Source organism: Lysobacter sp. A289 (assembly GCF_054072675.1).
In genome coordinates, this window is sequence record NZ_JBSVRN010000001.1 from 1,153,244 (window position 1) to 1,169,251 (window position 16,008).

Consider the following 16,008-nt stretch of genomic DNA (forward strand, 5'->3'; position numbering starts at 1 on the left):
GCTCCAGCAGCGCCGCCCCGCCGCGCGCGACGATCAGCTTGCGCGCGACGGCGCGTCAGTCGTTGCTCAACGATGAAAGCAAACGGGCGTCGGAATACGCCGCCCCGTGGGGAGCCACGATATCCCAACCGTTTCCGGATCGACTGCCAGCGATGGAAAATGAGCGAAAAGAAAGGACGCCATCGGGCGTCCTTTCCGGTACCACCAAGCCGCGCCGATTACATCGTCGAGGCGGTCTTCGGCCCGGCGTAATCGACCACCAACGCGACGCGGCGGTTGTCCTGGCCGGCATCACCGGTCGCACCCGGACGGACTTGGCGGTTCTTGTCTTCGCCATAGCTCACGGCACGGACCTGTTCCGCAGGCAAGCCGGCGGTGACAAGGTAGTCACGCACGGCGTCGGCACGGCTTTGGCCGAGACGCTTGTTGAGCGCGGTCGAGCCGGACGGATCGGCGAAACCCTCCACGGTGATCAACGCATCGGTGTGGCTGCTGCTGATCGCGCGCGCGAAGTCATTCAGCAACGGCTCGGCCTGCGCGCCGAGAGTCGCATCACCGACGGCGAAGTAGGCAGCGGTATCCACGCGGGTACGGCCGGCCAGTTGGGTCACCAGGGCGTCGTACTTCTGGCCCAGGGTCTGGATCTGCGACTCCAGCCGGGCATCGGTGGCACGAAGATCGGCGATGGTGGCGTCGAATTCATCGCGTTTGATGAAGCTGCTGCAACTGGCGAGGGTTACGCTTGCCAATGCGACGGCAAGGACGGCTTTACGGGACAGGGAAGTGGCCATGATCTGAATCTCCGGGTTCGGTGTGGCGCCCTGGCGCGAACTGCGCGCGCTAATCGGGGGATGGCGCCGGAACCGAAGCTAGCCGGGTGACTCTTTGCGTCAGGTGAAACGATCAGCTCGCCGTGCACTGGATCGGCGCCATCCGGCCGATCTCAACCGTCAGGTCGTCGCCCTTGCCGCGGATCGTGTTCGGGCCGTTGCTATAGATGAAGCCCGAGCCGCTGGGCTGCTGTTTCAGCTCGATCGCGTCGCCGTGGCGCGTCAGGATCGCAACCTCACGTGACGTGATGTAACGCACTGACAGGGACTCGTTGTTGTCGCAGGAGAATGCCACGTCGTGCACATCGACCGACCCGCTGCCGGGCGGAACCGTACTGGCGCAGCCCGAGCCGATGACCGCCACCATTGCCGCTACGAGGACCTTCATGCCGCGCTCCTTCCGATATTGGGACATCGGTTATAACCGGGCGCATGTCGATCCGCAGTGAGCCTCGCGGCGACGACGACTCATTCGCGCGGTGGCGCTTTCAACCGCGCCAGCATCGGTTCCACCAGATCCAATGGCAGCGGGAAGACGATCGTCGAGCTCCTGTCGCCGGCGATCTCGGTCAGGGTCTGCAGGTAGCGCAACTGGATCGCGCGCGGGTCGGCACCCAGCAACTTGGCGGCCTCGACCAGTTTCTCGGCGGCCTGCTGCTCTCCCTCTGCGTGGATGATCTTGGCCCGACGCACGCGCTCGGCTTCGGCCTGGCGGGCAATCGCGCGGACCATGGTCTCGTTGATATCGACGTGCTTGATCTCGACGTTGGCGACCTTGATGCCCCAGGCGTCGGTCTGGCTGTCGAGGATGGTGCGCACGTCCTGGTTGAGCTTGTCGCGCTCGGCCAGCAACTGGTCCAGCTCATGCTGGCCGAGCACCGAGCGCAGGGTGGTCTGGGCGAGTTGGCTGGTGGCGTCGTAGAAGTGTTCGACCGCGATGATGGCTTTCTCCGGATCAACCACGCGGAAGTACACCACGGCGTTGACCTGCACCGAGACGTTGTCGCGGGTGATCAGGTCTTGCGTCGGCACGTCCATGACGATCGTGCGCAGGTCGACCCGGACCATCTGCTGGACAACCGGGATCAGGAAAATCAACCCCGGCCCCTTGATGCTCCAGAAGCGACCGAGCTGGAACACGACGCCGCGCTCGTACTCACGCAGAATCTTGATGGCGCTGAAAAAAAACAACGCGATGACGATCAGGATCGGGAGAAACACGAGCATGTTCATGGACGAACTCCGGGTTCTGGGGTGTGCACGGCGGGCGATTCGACAACCGGGGCGACCTGCAGGACCAGGCCATCAAGGGCGAGTACCTGCAGCGTTTGGCCACGGGTGACGGGCGTGGTTGATACGGCCTGCCAGATCTCTCCGCGAATCCGCACGTGGCCGTGGCCGTGAAAGTCCGCGATCGCGGTTGCGTGGTGGCCGACCATCTCATCGGCGCCGGTGGTCACCGGTTTGGCGCGTGCGCGCATCGCCAACCAGATCAGGCCCATGAAGCCCAGCCCGCTGGTGACGCCAATCGCGACGATCAGCTGCCCGGGCACGCCGAACCCGGGCACGTCGGTATCGAACATGATCAGCGAGCCGATCATCAACGCAATCAAGCCTCCTATGCCAAGCGCGCCGAAGCTCGGCATCGCGAACTCCAGGCCCATCAAGACGATACCGAGCACAATCAATCCCACCCCGGCGTAGTTCACCGGCAACACCTGCATCGCATACAGGGCCAGTAGCAGGCAGATCGCACCGACCACGCCTGGCAGCACCGCGCCCGGGCTGTAGCCTTCCAGCAGCAGGCCGTACATCCCGGCCAGCAACAGCATGTAGGCAACCGTCGGGTTGGTCAGCACCGCGAGCAACTTGAAGCGCCAGTCGGGCTCGATGCTGGTAACCGGCTGGCCTGCAGTGTCCAGGGTGACGGTGGCGTGGTGCAGTTTGACCTGGCGCCCGTCGGCCTGGGCCAGCAAGCTGTCCAGGTCGTTGGCGACAATTTCGATCACGTTGCGTTGCAGGGCCTGCTCGGCGGTCAGGGTGGCCGCTTCACGCACGGCACGCTCGGCAAAGTCGGCATTTCGGCCGCGCAACTCGGCCAGGCTGCGCAGGTAGGCGGCGGCATCATTGATGACCTTGTGCGCCATCGCGCCGCCGGCACCTGGGGCGGGTTTGGCGGAGGCTGGGGCGCCGTCTACCGGATTGTCTTCCGTCGGACTGTCTTGAGCTGGATTACCCTGACCGGTACCGTCCCGACCAGAGTCGCTCCCTGCGGCACCTCCGGATGGTTCGTCTTCGGATTGCCCATTTCTGTCCCCGGGAACGATGTCCGGCCCACCACCGCCCATCGATACCGGCGTGGCGGCACCCAACGCAGTCGCCGGCGCCATCGCCGCCAGATGACAGGCATACAGGATGTAGGTGCCGGCACTGGCGGCGCGTGCGCCCTGGGGCGCGACCCAGCCGATCACCGGCACCGTGGACGCCAGGATCGCCTGGTTGATGTCGCGGGTGGACAGGTCCAAACCGCCGGGCGTGTCGATCCGCAGCACCACGGCTACGGCGTTCTGCTCGGCAGCGCGATCAAGGCCGCGCCTCACATAGTCGCGCGTGGCCGGGCCAATGCCGCCCTGGATCTCCAACAGCACCACCCCGGCGCGTGTCGTGTTACCCGGCTCGAGCGCAGGCGTCGGCTCCGCCGACTGGGACACTGCGGCCAATGCCGGCATCGAGACTGCCAATCCAACGCTGAAGATCAATAACCAGAACGCTCGTGCGATCAAGCTCATGACGCCCCCGAACCGCGGCGCTACTCCGCCCATGACCCGAGTAGACACTGACAGACGTTAGGGTCCTGACAACGCCGTGAATGCGGACACGCTAATCACCCGAGTCAAGCCGTAAGGCGCAATAACCGAAGCGCATTACGCCGTGCCGAGACGTGCCGGTATTGCGTAAGCCCCGGCTCAGGTGATCTCGAACGCGTCCCCGTCCAGCATTGCCGGAAATCGCTCGCGGTGAGCCTGCAGTTCGGACGCAAGCAACGTCGTGGTGGTGGTCATCTCCGAGTCGGTGCATTCGCTTAACGCGTCACCGACGAAATCAATCACCGAGCTGTCACCCGCATACGCAATGCCGTTGCCATCGGTGCCGACACGGTTGAGGCCAGCGACATAGCACAGGTTCTCGATGGCGCGCGCACGCAGCAGCGTCTTCCAGGCGTAGGCGCGGGCGGCGGGCCAGTTGGCGACATACAACACCAGATCGTAATCCGGCAGGCCCGGGCGCTCCACATCGAAGCGATTGCGCGAGAACACCGGGAAGCGCAGGTCGTAGCAGACCAGCGGACAGATGCTCCAACCCTTCCATTGCACCGTGATCCGGTCGCGACCGGGCGCGTAACGCTTGTGCTCGCCGGCGTAACGGAACAGGTGGCGCTTGTCGTAGGTGTGCAGCTCACCGTCGGGCTTGGCAAACAGCATCCGGTTGAATACTTGGTCGCCTTCGCGGATCTGCACGCTGCCGGTCACGGCGGCGTCCAGGCTCGACGCCTGCTCGCGGATCCAGGCGACCGTCGGGCCGTCCATGGTCTCGGCGTCCCCGATCGCGTCATTTGAGAAGCCGCTGGTGAAGGTCTCCGGCAGCACGACCAGATCGGTCAGTCCCCGCAACGGCGCTGCCAGCGCGCCGTAATAGTCGCGATTGCCGGCAGGGTCGTGCCACAGGGTGAAACCCTGGATAAGGGAGATACGCAGGTTCTTCATAATTTCCTCAGTCGTTCGATGGCCGCATCCAGGGTTGTCTCACTCTTGGCGAAACACAGCCGCACCAGACGCTGTCCCTTGGGCGGCGTGCCGTAGAACGGCGACAGCGGGATCGCAGCCACGCCATGCTCCACCGCCAGCCAGCGGCAGAACTCGGCATCGTCCAGATCGCTGACGGCGGAGTAGTCCACCAGCTGGAAATACCCGCCCGGCACCGGCAGCGGCTTGAACCGGGTGGTCAGCAATTGCTCGCGGAAACGGTCACGCATCGGCTGGTAGAACGCGCCCAGTTGCTCATAGTGCTCCGGCTCGTCCTGGATCATCTCGGCGAACGCAAACTGCGCCGGCGTGAAGGTGCAGAAGGTGTTGTACTGGTGGACTTTGCGGAACTCGACGCTCAAGGTCGGCGGAGCAATGCAGTAGCCGGCCTTCCAGCCGGTGCAGTGGTAGGTCTTGCCGAAACTGGAGACCACGAACGCACGCTCGCGCAGCTCCGGATACCGCAACACCGACTCGTGGCGGGCGCCGTCATACACGATGTGCTCGTAGACCTCGTCCGACAGCAAGATGATGCTGGTGTCGCGCAACAAGTCGCTGAGCTGGCGGATGTCATCGGTGCTGAACGTTGCCCCGGATGGGTTGTGCGGGCTGTTGATCATCAGCATCCGCGTCTTCGGCGTAATCGCGTCACGAACCAGGCCCCAGTCGGGGGCGAAGGTTCGCGGGTCCAGCGGCACATGCACCGCGATGCCGCCGGCCAGCTCGATCGCCGGCTCGTAACAGTCGTAGCACGGGTCGAGCACGATCACTTCCTCACCCGGCCGCACCACCGCATGGACCGCATCCAGGATCGCTTCGCTGCCGCCCGAGGTGACCGTGATCTCCGCGTCCACGTCGGGGCGATAGCCGTAGCAACGCTCGGTCTTGGCCGCGATCGCCTCGCGCAACGCGGGGATACCGGTCATCGGCGAGTACTGGTTGCGGCCATCGCGCATGGCCTGGGTCAACGCCGACGTCAGTCTCTCCGGCGGGTCAAAATCAGGAAATCCCTGGCCCAGGTTGACCGCGTCGTGCTCGGCAGCGAGCTGCGACATCACCGTAAAGATGGTTGTGCCGACCTTTGGCAGCTTGGTCTGCAAGTGGGGCGTCGCCGTATCTGGAGTCATCGGTTGTCGATCCGCGGAGTTGGGCTCCTTAGTCTACGAAATACCGGCCGCCGGGGATTTTGCCGTCCGGCACGCGCCCTGGCCCGCTGCATGTGTTGAAATGCAAGGAAAAAACAAGGTTCCGGACTTGCATCCCGGCCGTGACCGCCAGACACTGCGGAAATGCGAGAACTCACCGTCGTCGACCCCATCGAATTGTCCGCCGCCTACGCTTCAGCGCGATACGTGGTCAAGCTGGACGGCGATACCCTGCCGCTGCAGGTCGGCCATCACGCGGCCGACCTGGAGGCGTATTGGCCCGCCAAGCGGTACCTGTTCATCACCGCCTGGAATCCTGCCTCCGAACCGCGCTCGGACACGGCCAATACAGCAGCTGACGTCGTGCTGGAAACCCGACTCGACGCTATCGGCGCCGCGCGCCTGCGCGCCTGGGCCGAAGCTCCGGACGGCGGCTGGCAGGAACCGGGCTGGCTGTTGGCCGATATCGACGACAACACGGTCGATCGTCTCGCCAGCGAGTTCGGCCAGGCCGCCGTGCTGGCATGGTGCCGTGGCGAACCGGTCCGGTTACGGATGTCGATCGAGCGTCCGCCCGGTCACGATCCCGAGGAGGCATTCGGTTCGCACGTCGACTGGATCGGCGAACGGGTGAACCCAGCGGCGACCGCGTAACATGGTCGTTTCGCATTCCGTTGGCTCCTGTCCCTGTCGATGAGTCCTCCTGATCTATCCGCCCCGCCGCTGCTCGCAGCCCGCGGGTTGTCCTTTGCCCGCAATGATGAACCGGTTTTCGGGCCGCTGGATTTCTCGGTCGATGCCGGCGAGGCGTTGCTGGTGCAAGGTGACAATGGCGCCGGCAAGACCACCCTGCTGCGGGTACTTTCAGGTCTGTTGCGCGCCGATGCCGGCGAGGTGGATATCGACGGTCAACGCGCACGCGTGTCGCGACGTGCCCGGGCGATCGCCTACATGGGCCATCTGCCCGGCTTCAAGGCCGACCTGAGCACGCTGGAGAACCTGGAGTTCCTGTGCGGCCTGCAGGGCCGGCGTCGTAACCAGAACCCGGTCAACGCGTTGGGCATCGTCGGCTTGTCAGGTTACGAGGACGCGCTGGCCCGGCAATTGTCCGCCGGCCAGAAAAGGCGGCTCTCGCTGGCACGGCTGTGGTTATCGCCGGCGCCGCTATGGCTGCTTGACGAGCCCTACGCCAACCTGGACTTGCAAGGCATCGAGCTGGTCAATCGCATGGTCCAGGCCCATCTGCGCGGTGGTGGCGCGGCGCTGGTCACCACCCACGGCGCCTACGCGGCGCCGCCGGTCCGCACCCGGATGCTGACCCTGCTGAAGCCGGCCGCGGAGTACACGGCATGAGTCTCGCGACTCCCGGTCTGGTCGGTTCGGCCAAGGCCCTGTTGCTGCGTGACCTGCGGCTGCTGTGGCGGCGCCGGGGCGATGCGCTGCAGCCGGCGCTGTTCGCGCTGTTGGTGGTGGTGCTGTTTGCACTGGCGCTGGGCGGCGAGGCGGAGACCTTGTCCCGGGTCGCCGCCGCGGTGCTTTGGGTCGCGGTATTGCTGGCCGGCCTGTTGTCGCTGGACACCCTGTTCCGCGGCGATGCCGAGGATGGCTCGCTGGAGCAATGGATGCTGGCACCGGTGCCACTGGGCTGGCTGGTCGCGGTGCGCACCTTCACCCATTGGGCGACCACGGCTTTGCCACTGCTGCTGGCCACGCCGTTCCTGGCCGAACTGATGCATTTGCCACACCAGCAATTGCCGGTGCTGATGGCCTCGCTGGCATTGGGCACGCCGCTGTTGAGCCTGCTGGGCGCCGTAGTCGCCGCGCTGACCGTCGGCATGAGGCGCTCCGGTATACTGGTTGCGCTGTTGGCACTGCCCTTGTACGTGCCGGTATTGGTGTTTGGCGCAGGCAGCGTGGCCGCATCAACCCAGGGATTGGATCCGGTCGGCGCACTGCTGTTGCTGGGCGCCGGACTGGTTGTCGCGTTGGTACTGGCGCCGTTGACCGCCGCGGCCGCGATCCGGATCGCTCTGAATTGAGGCATATGAATCCAATCATCCTGTGGTTCCACAAACTGGGTTCGCCACCCAATTTCGACCGGTTTGCCGCGCGCTGGACGCCATGGGCGTATGCGCTCGGCCTGGCGGTCATGGCCTGGGGCATGTACGGCGCGCTGTTCGTGGTCCCCGCCGATTACCAGCAAGGCGACAGCTTCCGCATCCTCTACATCCACGTGCCCAGTGCCTGGATGAGCCTGGCCGTATTCGGGCTGATGGCGTTTTATTCGGCCATTGCACTGATCTGGCGGATCAAGCTGTGCGAAATCCTGGCCATGGCCTGCGCGCCGATCGGCGCCGGGTTCACCCTGATCACCCTGTTGACCGGCGCGATCTGGGGCAAGCCGATGTGGGGCACGTGGTGGGATTGGGACCCGCGCCTGACCACCGAACTGATCCTGCTGTTCCTCTACCTGGGCGTCATCGGCCTGTACAACGCGATTGACGACCGCCGCGCCGCCGCCCGCGCCGCCGGCCTGTTGGCGATTGTAGGCGTGGTGTTGCTGCCGGTGATCCGTTACTCGGTGGTGTGGTGGAACTCGCTGCACCAAGGCCCGTCGATCCGCCTGTTTGGCGAGTCGACGATGGACGCCAGCATGGTCCAGCCGCTGATCTGGATGCTGGTAGGTACCAAGCTGTGGTTCATTGGCGCGCTGCTGGTGCGGGCGCGTGCGGACAACCTGCGCCGCGAATCCGGCAAGGCCTGGGTGCTCGCGCTGGCCACCGCGAAGCCGTCTGCGCGGCGCGGAGCCGAGCCATGAGTTACCTGAACTACGTCATTGCCGGCTACGCGGTATTCGTGCTGGTGCTGGGCTGGGACTTCATCGCCAGTTGGCTGCAACTGCGACGGGAGCTGCGCAATGCCCGCCGCCGCGCGGCCAGACAGGCGGCAAGACCCGGCGATCAAGCCACCAGCCAACCCCCCATTTCCAATGAGTTGACCCGATGAATCCGATTAGACGTCGCCGCCTGATGTGGATACTGGCCCTGGTGGCAGCAGCTGCCGTTGCGACCGCGCTGGTCGCCATGGCACTGCAGCGCAACGTGGCATACCTGTACACGCCCAACGAGATAATCACCGGTGAGGCCGGTGCCGAGGTCGCCTCTGGCCAAGCCCGGTTCCGCCTGGGCGGGATGGTCGCGGAGGGATCCCTGCAACGCCAGGAAGGAACGCTCGAGTCGCACTTTTCCGTGACCGACGGTGACGCGCTGATGCCGGTCACCTACACCGGCATCCTGCCCGACCTCTTCCGTGAGAACCAGGCGGTCATCGCGACAGGCCGCATGGAAGGCGACCGCTTCGTCGCCGAGGAAGTGCTGGCCAAGCACGACGAGAGCTACATGCCCAAGGAGGTTGCCGACAAGATGGGCATCGCCCACCAGAAGCATGACGTTGACAAGCCTGACGTTGACAAGCACGAAGTCGACGCACCCGCGGCGGGGCAATAACGATGCTGCCTGAACTCGGCCAGGTGGCCCTGCTGCTGGCGCTGCTGGTCGCGATGGTGCAGACGGCACTACCGCTGGTCGGCGCCCATCGCGACATTGGCAGCTGGATGGCCGTTGCGCGACCGGCAGCCTACGCCCAGTTGCTACTGGTCGGGTTGGCGTTCGTGATCCTGACCCTTGGCTTCGTCAACCAGGATTTCTCGCTGCGCTATGTCGCCGAGAACTCCAATTCAATGTTGCCGGTGGGGTATCGCTATACCGCGGTGTGGGGCGCGCACGAGGGTTCACTGCTGTTGTGGGCGATGGTGTTGGCATTGTGGAGCGGTGCAGTCGCGCTCTTTTCGCAGCGCTTGCCGACCCCGGTGATCGCCCGCGTGCTCGGCGTCATGGGCATTGTCAGCATCGGCTTCCTGGCGTTCCTGATCTTCACCAGCAACCCGTTCGAGCGCCTGTTGCCGGCGGTCGTCGAGGGTCGCGACCTCAACCCGCTGTTGCAGGACCCGGGGATGATCATCCACCCGCCGATGCTGTATTTCGGCTACGTCGGGTTCTCGGTCCCGTTCGCGTTCGCGATCGCCGCGCTGCTCGACGGCAAGGTCGATGCGCGTTGGCTACGCTGGGTTCGGCCGTGGACCAACGTGGCCTGGGCGTTCCTGACCTTCGGCATCGCATTGGGCAGTTGGTGGGCGTATTACGAACTGGGCTGGGGTGGCTGGTGGTTCTGGGACCCGGTCGAGAACGCGAGCTTCATGCCGTGGCTGGCCGGCACCGCGCTGTTGCACTCGCAGGCGGTGACCGAGAAGCGCGGCAGCTTCCGCGGCTGGACCTTGTTGCTCGCCATCGCGACCTTCTCGCTGTCGTTGCTGGGCACTTTCCTGGTCCGCTCGGGTGTCTTGACCAGCGTGCACGCCTTTGCCGCCGACCCGACCCGCGGCTTGTTCATCCTGATCTTCCTGGGCATCGTGATTGGTGGCTCGCTGGTGCTTTACGCACTGCGGTCCCCGAGCGAGGCAGATGGCAAGCCGTTTGCGGTGTGCTCGCGCGAGACCCTGCTGCTGGGCAACAACCTGCTGTTGTCGATCGCGTGCGCGATGGTGCTGCTGGGCACCCTGTACCCATTGCTGGCCGATGCGCTGGAACTGGGCAAGATCTCGGTCGGCCCGCCCTACTTCGCCCTGTTGTTTACCCTGCTGATGGCGCCGTTGGTGCTGCTGTTGCCGTTCGGCCCACTGACCCGCTGGCAACGCGACCAGGCCTCCAGGCCGGTGGCGATGTTGTTGCCGTGGGCAGGCGTGGCCGTGGTCATGGGCGTGGGCGCGTTCTTCCTCGCCCCGCAAGGTGGCTGGAAGGTCGTTGCGGGCGTGGTGGGTGCCAGTTGGGTGTCCCTGGGCACGTTGCGCTTCGTGTGGACGCGGCTGAAGGGCCGCGGCACGCGGATGACCGCGGAGATGCTGGGCATGACGCTCGCCCACCTTGGCGTCGCGGTATTCCTGGTCGGCGCCTTGCTGGTGGAAGGACTGGAACAGCAACACGAGACTGCGGTGAGGCCGGGCCAGACCATCGAGCTGGATAAGTACTCGTTCCGCTTCGATGGCGTAGCAGAGCGTAATGGCCCCAATTTCCAGGCCAGCTACGCCACCGTGCAGGTATTCGTCGGCGACAAGCCACTGGCCCTGCTGCACCCCGAAAAACGCACCTATCTCGGTGGCCAGGTGATGACCGAGGCCGCGATCATTGCCGGCGTCACCCGCGATGTCTTTGTCGCCATCGGCGAGCCGTTGGGGGGTGGTGCCTGGGCGCTGCGGGTGCAGGTAAAGCCATTTATCCGCTGGGTCTGGGCCGGCGCCATCCTGATGATGCTCGGTGGCCTGGTGACTGCGGCCGACAAGCGCTTCCGCCGGACCTCCGGCCCGACGCGTGCGACCGGCAACGGACAGGAGGCTGCCAAATGAGCCCCCCAACCATGCAACCGCAAAAATCGGCGATGCGCTGGCTGCCGCTGTTGGTATTCGCGCTGCTGGCCGCGCTGCTGGCGGCCGGGGTGAAGATGAGCCGCAACCAGAACCGCGACGCCCTGCCGTCTGCGTTGATCGGCAAGCCTGCGCCGACCTTCGAACTGCCGGTACTGCATGAGCCAGGCCGGTTGGTATCGTCCGAAGAATTGAGCGGCGAGCCCTACCTGATGAACGTATGGGGTAGCTGGTGTCCGGAATGCCGGGTCGAACACCCGATCCTGACCCGCTTCTCCGAGACCAAACGTGTGCGGGTGATCGGCTATAACCTGAAAGACGAACACGCCGACGCGCTGCGCTGGTTGGAGCAGTACGGCAACCCGTATTGGCTGGTGCTGACCGACTACACCGGCGAGAAGGCGATCGACTGGGGCATTTACGGTGCGCCCGAGACGTTCCTGGTCGACGGCGAAGGCATCGTGCGCTGGAAACATGTCGGCGCGGTCAGCGAGGAGATCATCCAGACCGAGATAGTGCCGCTGTTGGCCCGGATCGAGGCAGGGCAATGAACCGCTACCTGCGAATGATCGTCCTGCCGATACTGCTTGCGCTGCTGCCGACCGTGGCACTCGCCCAGGCCACCGGTGACCGGACGCCAATCGAGTTCAGCGACCAGGGCGAGGCCGACCGCTTCCACGCGCTGACCGAAGAACTGCGATGCGTGAAGTGCCAGAACCAGTCGCTGGCAGACTCCGATGCGCCGATCGCCCACGACCTGCGCCACGAAGTGCTGACATTGATGCGCCAGGACAAGACCGACGGCGAGGTCAAACAGTATCTGGTCGCCCGTTATGGCGAGTTCGTGCTCTACCGCCCCCAGGTCGATGCCAGCACCTGGTTGTTGTGGTTCGGCCCAGCGGTACTGCTGCTGTTTGGCGGTCTGGTGGTCGTCAACGTGGTGCGCAAACGCAGTGGCAGCAACAAGACCGCCAATGAGGCAATCAACGAGGATCAGGAATGGTGACCACCGTGTTCGTGATCGCCAGCGTGGTGCTGGTATTGCTGGTACTGGGCTATGTCCTGCAACCCATCTGGCGGGCCCGGCCCGCGGCCGGGATCGGCGCGATCGTGCTGATCGGCATCAGCGTCGGCCTGTTGTACACCGTGGTCGGCACGCCTCGGGCGCTGGACCCGGCCCAACGGGCGATACCCGAGACCCTGGCCGATGCGATCACCCAGTTGCAGACCGAGCTGGACCGCGACCCCAACCAGGTCGAGGGCTGGCGATTGCTGGCCCGGGCCTACTTGGCCCAGGGCGACATGAGCGAAGCCGGCGATGCCTTCGGCCGCGCCCTGAAACTCGCCCCGGATGATCCGGACATCCTGACCGAGGCCGCGGAGGCGCGCGCATTGGCCTCCGATGAACGCAGCTTCGACCAGCAGGCGGTATCGATGCTGCAGCGCGCACTGTCCTTGCAGCCAAACCACCAACGGGCGCGATGGTTCCTGGGGATATCCCAGCGCCAGGCCGGGGATGCGGCGGGGGCAGTCAAGACCTGGACGCCATTGCTGACCCAGGTCGACCCGGCGACCGCAGCGACCCTGCGACCGCAGATCAACCAGGCGCGGGTCGATGCCGGACTTGACCCTCTGCCAGAGGTGGCCGTGGCGGACGCGTCGCCGGTTCGGATCACCATCAGCGTATCGCTGGATCCGGCATTGGCAATGCAGTATCCGCAGGGTGCCAGCGTGTTCGTGATCGCCCGCCAGGCCAGCGGCGCGCCAATGCCGGTCGCGGTGGAGAAACTGCAGGCGACGCAGTTCCCGTTCACCATCGTCCTTGACGACAACGACAGCCTGATGCCGACGATGAAGCTGTCGCAGCTCGACCAGGTCCAGCTCAGCGCGCGGATCTCCGCCAGCGGCGATGCCAGCGCGCAGCCGGGCGACTTCGAATCGGCCTCGGTGACCATCGATACCGGGCCGGAAGCTGCTGCGGCGCTGTTGATCGACCAGGTCGTTAAATAACCAGGGAAGGCAATCCGACGTGACCGAGTTCATCCCACCAGGTACCCGCTGGATCGACCTGCCCTCACCATTTCCGATGAGGCGTGGCGGTGAGCTGCACGGCGCGCGCATGGCCTACGAGACCTGGGGGACGCTCAACGCGGCACGCGACAATGCGGTGTTGATCGTCCCCGGGCTGTCCCCCAACGCGCACGCCGCGGCCAACCCGGCCAACCCGGAGCCGGGCTGGTGGGAGCCGATGGTCGGCCCGGGCAAACCGATCGACAGTGATCGCTGGTTCGTGATCTGCACCAATTCGCTGGGCAGTTGCAAGGGCTCGACCGGGCCGGCGTCGATCAACCCGGACAACGGCGCACCTTATCGGTTCGACTTTCCCGAGTTGTCGATCGAGGATGGCGCACAGGCGGCGGCCCACGTGGTTCGCCAGCTCGGCATCGAGCAACTGGCCTGTCTGGTCGGCAACTCGATGGGCGGGATGGCCGCACTGGCGATGCTTGCCCTGCAACCAGGCATCGCCCGTACCCACCTGAATATTTCCGGTGCCGCCCGCGCGCTGCCCTGGTCGATTGCGATCCGCTCGCTGCAACGCGAGGCCATCCGGCTGGATCCCAACTTCAACCAAGGCACTTACGACGATGAGCACTACCCCGAGTCGGGCATGCGGATGGCGCGCAAACTTGGGGTGATCACCTACCGTTCCGCGCTGGAATGGGATGGCCGGTTCGGCCGCGTGCGCCTGGACTCCGATGACACCGACGACGAACCGTTCGGGCTCGAGTTCCAGGTCGAGAGCTACCTGGAGGCTCATGCCCGTCGCTTCGTGCGCCACTTCGACCCCAATTGCTACCTCTACCTCAGCCGTTCGATGGACTGGTTCGACCTGGGCGACCATTGCCCGCACGCCAGCGGCGACAACCGGGCGCGCACGCGTTCCGGTCTGGCCACGATCCGGATCGACAAGGCGCTGTCGATCGGTGCCGAGAGCGACATCCTGTTCCCCCTGCAACAACAACAGGAGATCGCCGACGGCCTGGCCGACGGTGGTGCCGACACGCGATGCCTGCCGATGGCTTCGCCGCAGGGACACGATGCCTTCCTGGTCGACTTCGACCGTTATGGCCCCGCCGTGCGCGGTTTTCTCGACAGCCTGTAGGGTTATTCAGCCATCGCCTGTCACGCGCGCCTGTCTTGCGTAGAATCAATGCCATGACCAGCCAAGTCCTGCCCGACGTTGCCTTCACCGGCCGCGCCAAACTCGTTACCGCCCTGGACGCCGCCGTGGCCCACGGCGACGAGCACGAGATCACCGCCGCACTGCGCAACACCTTGTGCCGGATGATCCGCGATCGCGATATCCAGTTGCCCGAGTGCGTCTTCGAACCGATCGAGTCCCACTACGCCCGCCGCGAGATCTATCGCAGCGCCGAGCATGGCTACAGCGTCGTGGCGATGACCTGGGGGCCCGGCCAGGGCACACCGGTACACGACCACTGCGGCCTGTGGTGCGTGGAGGGTGTCTGGGATGGCGGGCTGGAAATCACCCAGTACGAGCTGCTCGAACGCGATGGCGAGCGCTTCCGCTTCCGTGGCGCCGGCGGCATGGTCGCCGGTCCCGGCAGCGCAGGCAGTCTGATCCCGCCCCACGAATACCACTCCATCCGCAACAGCAGCAACGACGAGATCGCGATCTCGGTGCACATCTACAAGGCCCCGATGGAAGCTTGCTCGATGTTCGTGCCCGATCAAGGCGAGTGGTTCACCCGCGCCGCGCAGGCACTGGAAACCGACGAGGCCGGCTGAGACCCACCGCATTACCGCCTGACAAACAAGAAAGGCCTGCGATCGTTCGCAGGCCTTTCTTGTTTGTCTCTGGTGCCGAAGGGGGGACTCGAACCCCCACGCTTTTAAAGGCGGCGGATTTTGAATCCGCTGCGTCTACCGATTCCGCCACTTCGGCCAGCCCGGAAGTATAACGGACGCACGGGGCCACACTCCAGCCTTTTGCCGTACCGCGTCCACGATCTATGTCCGATGCGGCGGCAGCGGCGGTGCCGGCCAGGGCCACCAACCCTGCCCGCTCATGGCGTAGCGATCCGCCGCCCGCTCGAACCGGTTGCGCACGCTTACTGCGCCACACAACAGGTATAGCGGCAGGAACAGCACGCCCAGCGCCATGTACTGGTAGACGTGGGCGCGCTCGTGATCGCCCAGACGCACCGGCGGGTCTTCACACAACCCGGCTCGATGGGCGTAGGTTCGACAAGTGCTGTCGAGGTTGTCGCCGGTATGGATGATCACATTGCCCAGCGTGAGCGCGCCGCCCGGCCCCCAACGCCAGCCATGGAATACCAGCGCCAGCTCAGCAGGTTGCCAATGCACATGCGCGCCAGACGGCATGCCCGCAACACCAAGCAATAATCCGACCAGCGTGTTGGGCGACGTCCACGCCATGCCCAGGACGACCACCGCCCGTCGCCGCCATGACACTTCCGTCAGCCAGCCTCTTCGGGCATCAGCAGCCACAGGATCAGGTACGCCAGGATGCCGGGGAACGCCGCGGAGGCAATCGAGACGATCACGAAAACGACCCGCACCAATGTCGAGCTCCAGCCGAAGCGCCGGGCAATGCCACCCATGACGCCGGCCAGCATGCGGTCGTGACGCGATCGGGTGAACGGACGTGATGAAGATTCCATGCGATTTCGGGGTCAGCGGAGGAGTAAAACGAGTCTAGCGCGGCAAGG

At 65.1% G+C, this 16,008-nt stretch carries 20 protein-coding genes and 1 tRNA gene; 12 read left to right on the plus strand and 9 right to left on the minus strand.

Translation table 11 applies throughout. From position 1 onward, the window contains the following. Window positions 1–218: 218 nt before the first annotated feature. The 6 genes from ACW5DN_RS05205 to ACW5DN_RS05230 all read right to left on the minus strand — a co-directional run bounded on the left by ACW5DN_RS05205 (window position 219) and on the right by ACW5DN_RS05230 (window position 5,760). The gene (locus ACW5DN_RS05205) at window positions 219–791 is read right to left on the minus strand and encodes an OmpA family protein (protein ID WP_456961680.1); all 573 of its coding nucleotides are present in this window, start codon (window positions 789–791) and stop codon (window positions 219–221) included. Between the two features lie 112 nt (window positions 792–903). Continuing rightward, window positions 904–1,218 (minus strand): MliC family protein, encoded by a 315-nt coding sequence (locus ACW5DN_RS05210; RefSeq protein WP_456961681.1) that lies wholly within the window; start codon window positions 1,216–1,218, stop codon window positions 904–906. A gap of 80 nt (window positions 1,219–1,298) precedes the next feature. Continuing rightward, complete coding sequence (locus ACW5DN_RS05215; protein ID WP_456961682.1) at window positions 1,299–2,063, minus strand: slipin family protein; 765 nt, start codon at window positions 2,061–2,063, stop codon at window positions 1,299–1,301. Further along, window positions 2,060–3,619, minus strand: a complete 1,560-nt coding sequence (locus ACW5DN_RS05220; protein WP_456961683.1) for an NfeD family protein — start codon at window positions 3,617–3,619, stop codon at window positions 2,060–2,062. The genes ACW5DN_RS05215 and ACW5DN_RS05220 overlap by 4 nt, the downstream gene beginning before the upstream one ends. A gap of 177 nt (window positions 3,620–3,796) precedes the next feature. Then, window positions 3,797–4,594 carry an amidohydrolase gene (locus ACW5DN_RS05225; protein WP_456961684.1) on the minus strand — a complete coding sequence of 266 codons (798 nt, stop codon included), beginning with the start codon at window positions 4,592–4,594 and terminating at the stop codon, window positions 3,797–3,799. Then, window positions 4,591–5,760, minus strand: coding sequence for a pyridoxal phosphate-dependent aminotransferase (locus ACW5DN_RS05230; RefSeq protein ID WP_456961685.1), 1,170 nt, complete (start codon window positions 5,758–5,760; stop codon window positions 4,591–4,593). The genes ACW5DN_RS05225 and ACW5DN_RS05230 overlap by 4 nt, the downstream gene beginning before the upstream one ends. 162 nt (window positions 5,761–5,922) lie before the next feature. On the opposite strand from ACW5DN_RS05230, the gene ACW5DN_RS05235 reads away from it, so the two are divergent. From ACW5DN_RS05235 to ACW5DN_RS05290, 12 genes are read left to right on the plus strand one after another with little or no spacing between them, the layout of a single operon-like run. Continuing rightward, window positions 5,923–6,432 (plus strand): DUF3293 domain-containing protein, encoded by a 510-nt coding sequence (locus ACW5DN_RS05235; protein ID WP_456961686.1) that lies wholly within the window; start codon window positions 5,923–5,925, stop codon window positions 6,430–6,432. Window positions 6,433–6,471: 39 nt separating this feature from the next. Continuing rightward, window positions 6,472–7,131 carry a heme ABC exporter ATP-binding protein CcmA gene (gene ccmA / locus ACW5DN_RS05240; protein WP_456961687.1) on the plus strand — a complete coding sequence of 220 codons (660 nt, stop codon included), beginning with the start codon at window positions 6,472–6,474 and terminating at the stop codon, window positions 7,129–7,131. Then, window positions 7,128–7,817 carry a heme exporter protein CcmB gene (gene ccmB / locus ACW5DN_RS05245; protein ID WP_456961688.1) on the plus strand — a complete coding sequence of 230 codons (690 nt, stop codon included), beginning with the start codon at window positions 7,128–7,130 and terminating at the stop codon, window positions 7,815–7,817. Before ccmA ends, ccmB begins: the two co-directional genes overlap by 4 nt. Before the next feature lie 5 nt (window positions 7,818–7,822). Beyond that, window positions 7,823–8,596 (plus strand): heme ABC transporter permease CcmC, encoded by a 774-nt coding sequence (gene ccmC / locus ACW5DN_RS05250; RefSeq protein ID WP_456961689.1) that lies wholly within the window; start codon window positions 7,823–7,825, stop codon window positions 8,594–8,596. After that, window positions 8,593–8,784 (plus strand): heme exporter protein CcmD, encoded by a 192-nt coding sequence (ccmD, locus tag ACW5DN_RS05255; RefSeq protein WP_456961690.1) that lies wholly within the window; start codon window positions 8,593–8,595, stop codon window positions 8,782–8,784. The genes ccmC and ccmD overlap by 4 nt, the downstream gene beginning before the upstream one ends. After that, window positions 8,781–9,284 (plus strand): cytochrome c maturation protein CcmE, encoded by a 504-nt coding sequence (gene ccmE / locus ACW5DN_RS05260; protein ID WP_456961691.1) that lies wholly within the window; start codon window positions 8,781–8,783, stop codon window positions 9,282–9,284. Before ccmD ends, ccmE begins: the two co-directional genes overlap by 4 nt. Window positions 9,285–9,286: 2 nt before the next feature. Next, window positions 9,287–11,236: a heme lyase CcmF/NrfE family subunit gene (locus ACW5DN_RS05265; RefSeq protein WP_456961692.1), complete on the plus strand. Its 1,950-nt coding sequence runs from the start codon at window positions 9,287–9,289 to the stop codon at window positions 11,234–11,236. Next, entirely contained in the window at window positions 11,233–11,805 is a 573-nt protein-coding gene (locus tag ACW5DN_RS05270) for a DsbE family thiol:disulfide interchange protein (RefSeq protein WP_456961693.1), read from the plus strand. Before ACW5DN_RS05265 ends, ACW5DN_RS05270 begins: the two co-directional genes overlap by 4 nt. Continuing rightward, complete coding sequence (locus tag ACW5DN_RS05275; RefSeq protein ID WP_456961694.1) at window positions 11,802–12,260, plus strand: cytochrome c-type biogenesis protein; 459 nt, start codon at window positions 11,802–11,804, stop codon at window positions 12,258–12,260. Before ACW5DN_RS05270 ends, ACW5DN_RS05275 begins: the two co-directional genes overlap by 4 nt. Beyond that, window positions 12,254–13,264 carry a tetratricopeptide repeat protein gene (locus ACW5DN_RS05280; RefSeq protein ID WP_456961695.1) on the plus strand — a complete coding sequence of 337 codons (1,011 nt, stop codon included), beginning with the start codon at window positions 12,254–12,256 and terminating at the stop codon, window positions 13,262–13,264. Before ACW5DN_RS05275 ends, ACW5DN_RS05280 begins: the two co-directional genes overlap by 7 nt. A gap of 19 nt (window positions 13,265–13,283) precedes the next feature. After that, window positions 13,284–14,417, plus strand: coding sequence for a homoserine O-acetyltransferase MetX (gene metX, locus ACW5DN_RS05285; protein ID WP_456961696.1), 1,134 nt, complete (start codon window positions 13,284–13,286; stop codon window positions 14,415–14,417). Window positions 14,418–14,470: 53 nt separating this feature from the next. Then, a complete protein-coding gene (locus ACW5DN_RS05290) occupies window positions 14,471–15,064 on the plus strand; it encodes a cysteine dioxygenase (protein ID WP_456961697.1) in 594 nt (197 codons plus the stop codon). A gap of 70 nt (window positions 15,065–15,134) precedes the next feature. Here the strand turns inward: ACW5DN_RS05290 and ACW5DN_RS05295 are convergent. From ACW5DN_RS05295 to ACW5DN_RS05305, 3 genes are all read right to left on the minus strand, one after another. Further along, window positions 15,135–15,221, minus strand: a tRNA-Leu gene (locus tag ACW5DN_RS05295). A 65-nt stretch (window positions 15,222–15,286) separates the two neighbouring features. Beyond that, on the minus strand, window positions 15,287–15,715 hold the full coding sequence (locus tag ACW5DN_RS05300) for a hypothetical protein (RefSeq protein WP_456961698.1): 429 nt from the start codon (window positions 15,713–15,715) through the stop codon (window positions 15,287–15,289). A gap of 41 nt (window positions 15,716–15,756) precedes the next feature. Then, complete coding sequence (locus ACW5DN_RS05305; protein ID WP_456961699.1) at window positions 15,757–15,960, minus strand: PspC domain-containing protein; 204 nt, start codon at window positions 15,958–15,960, stop codon at window positions 15,757–15,759. Window positions 15,961–16,008: the final 48 nt, after the last annotated feature.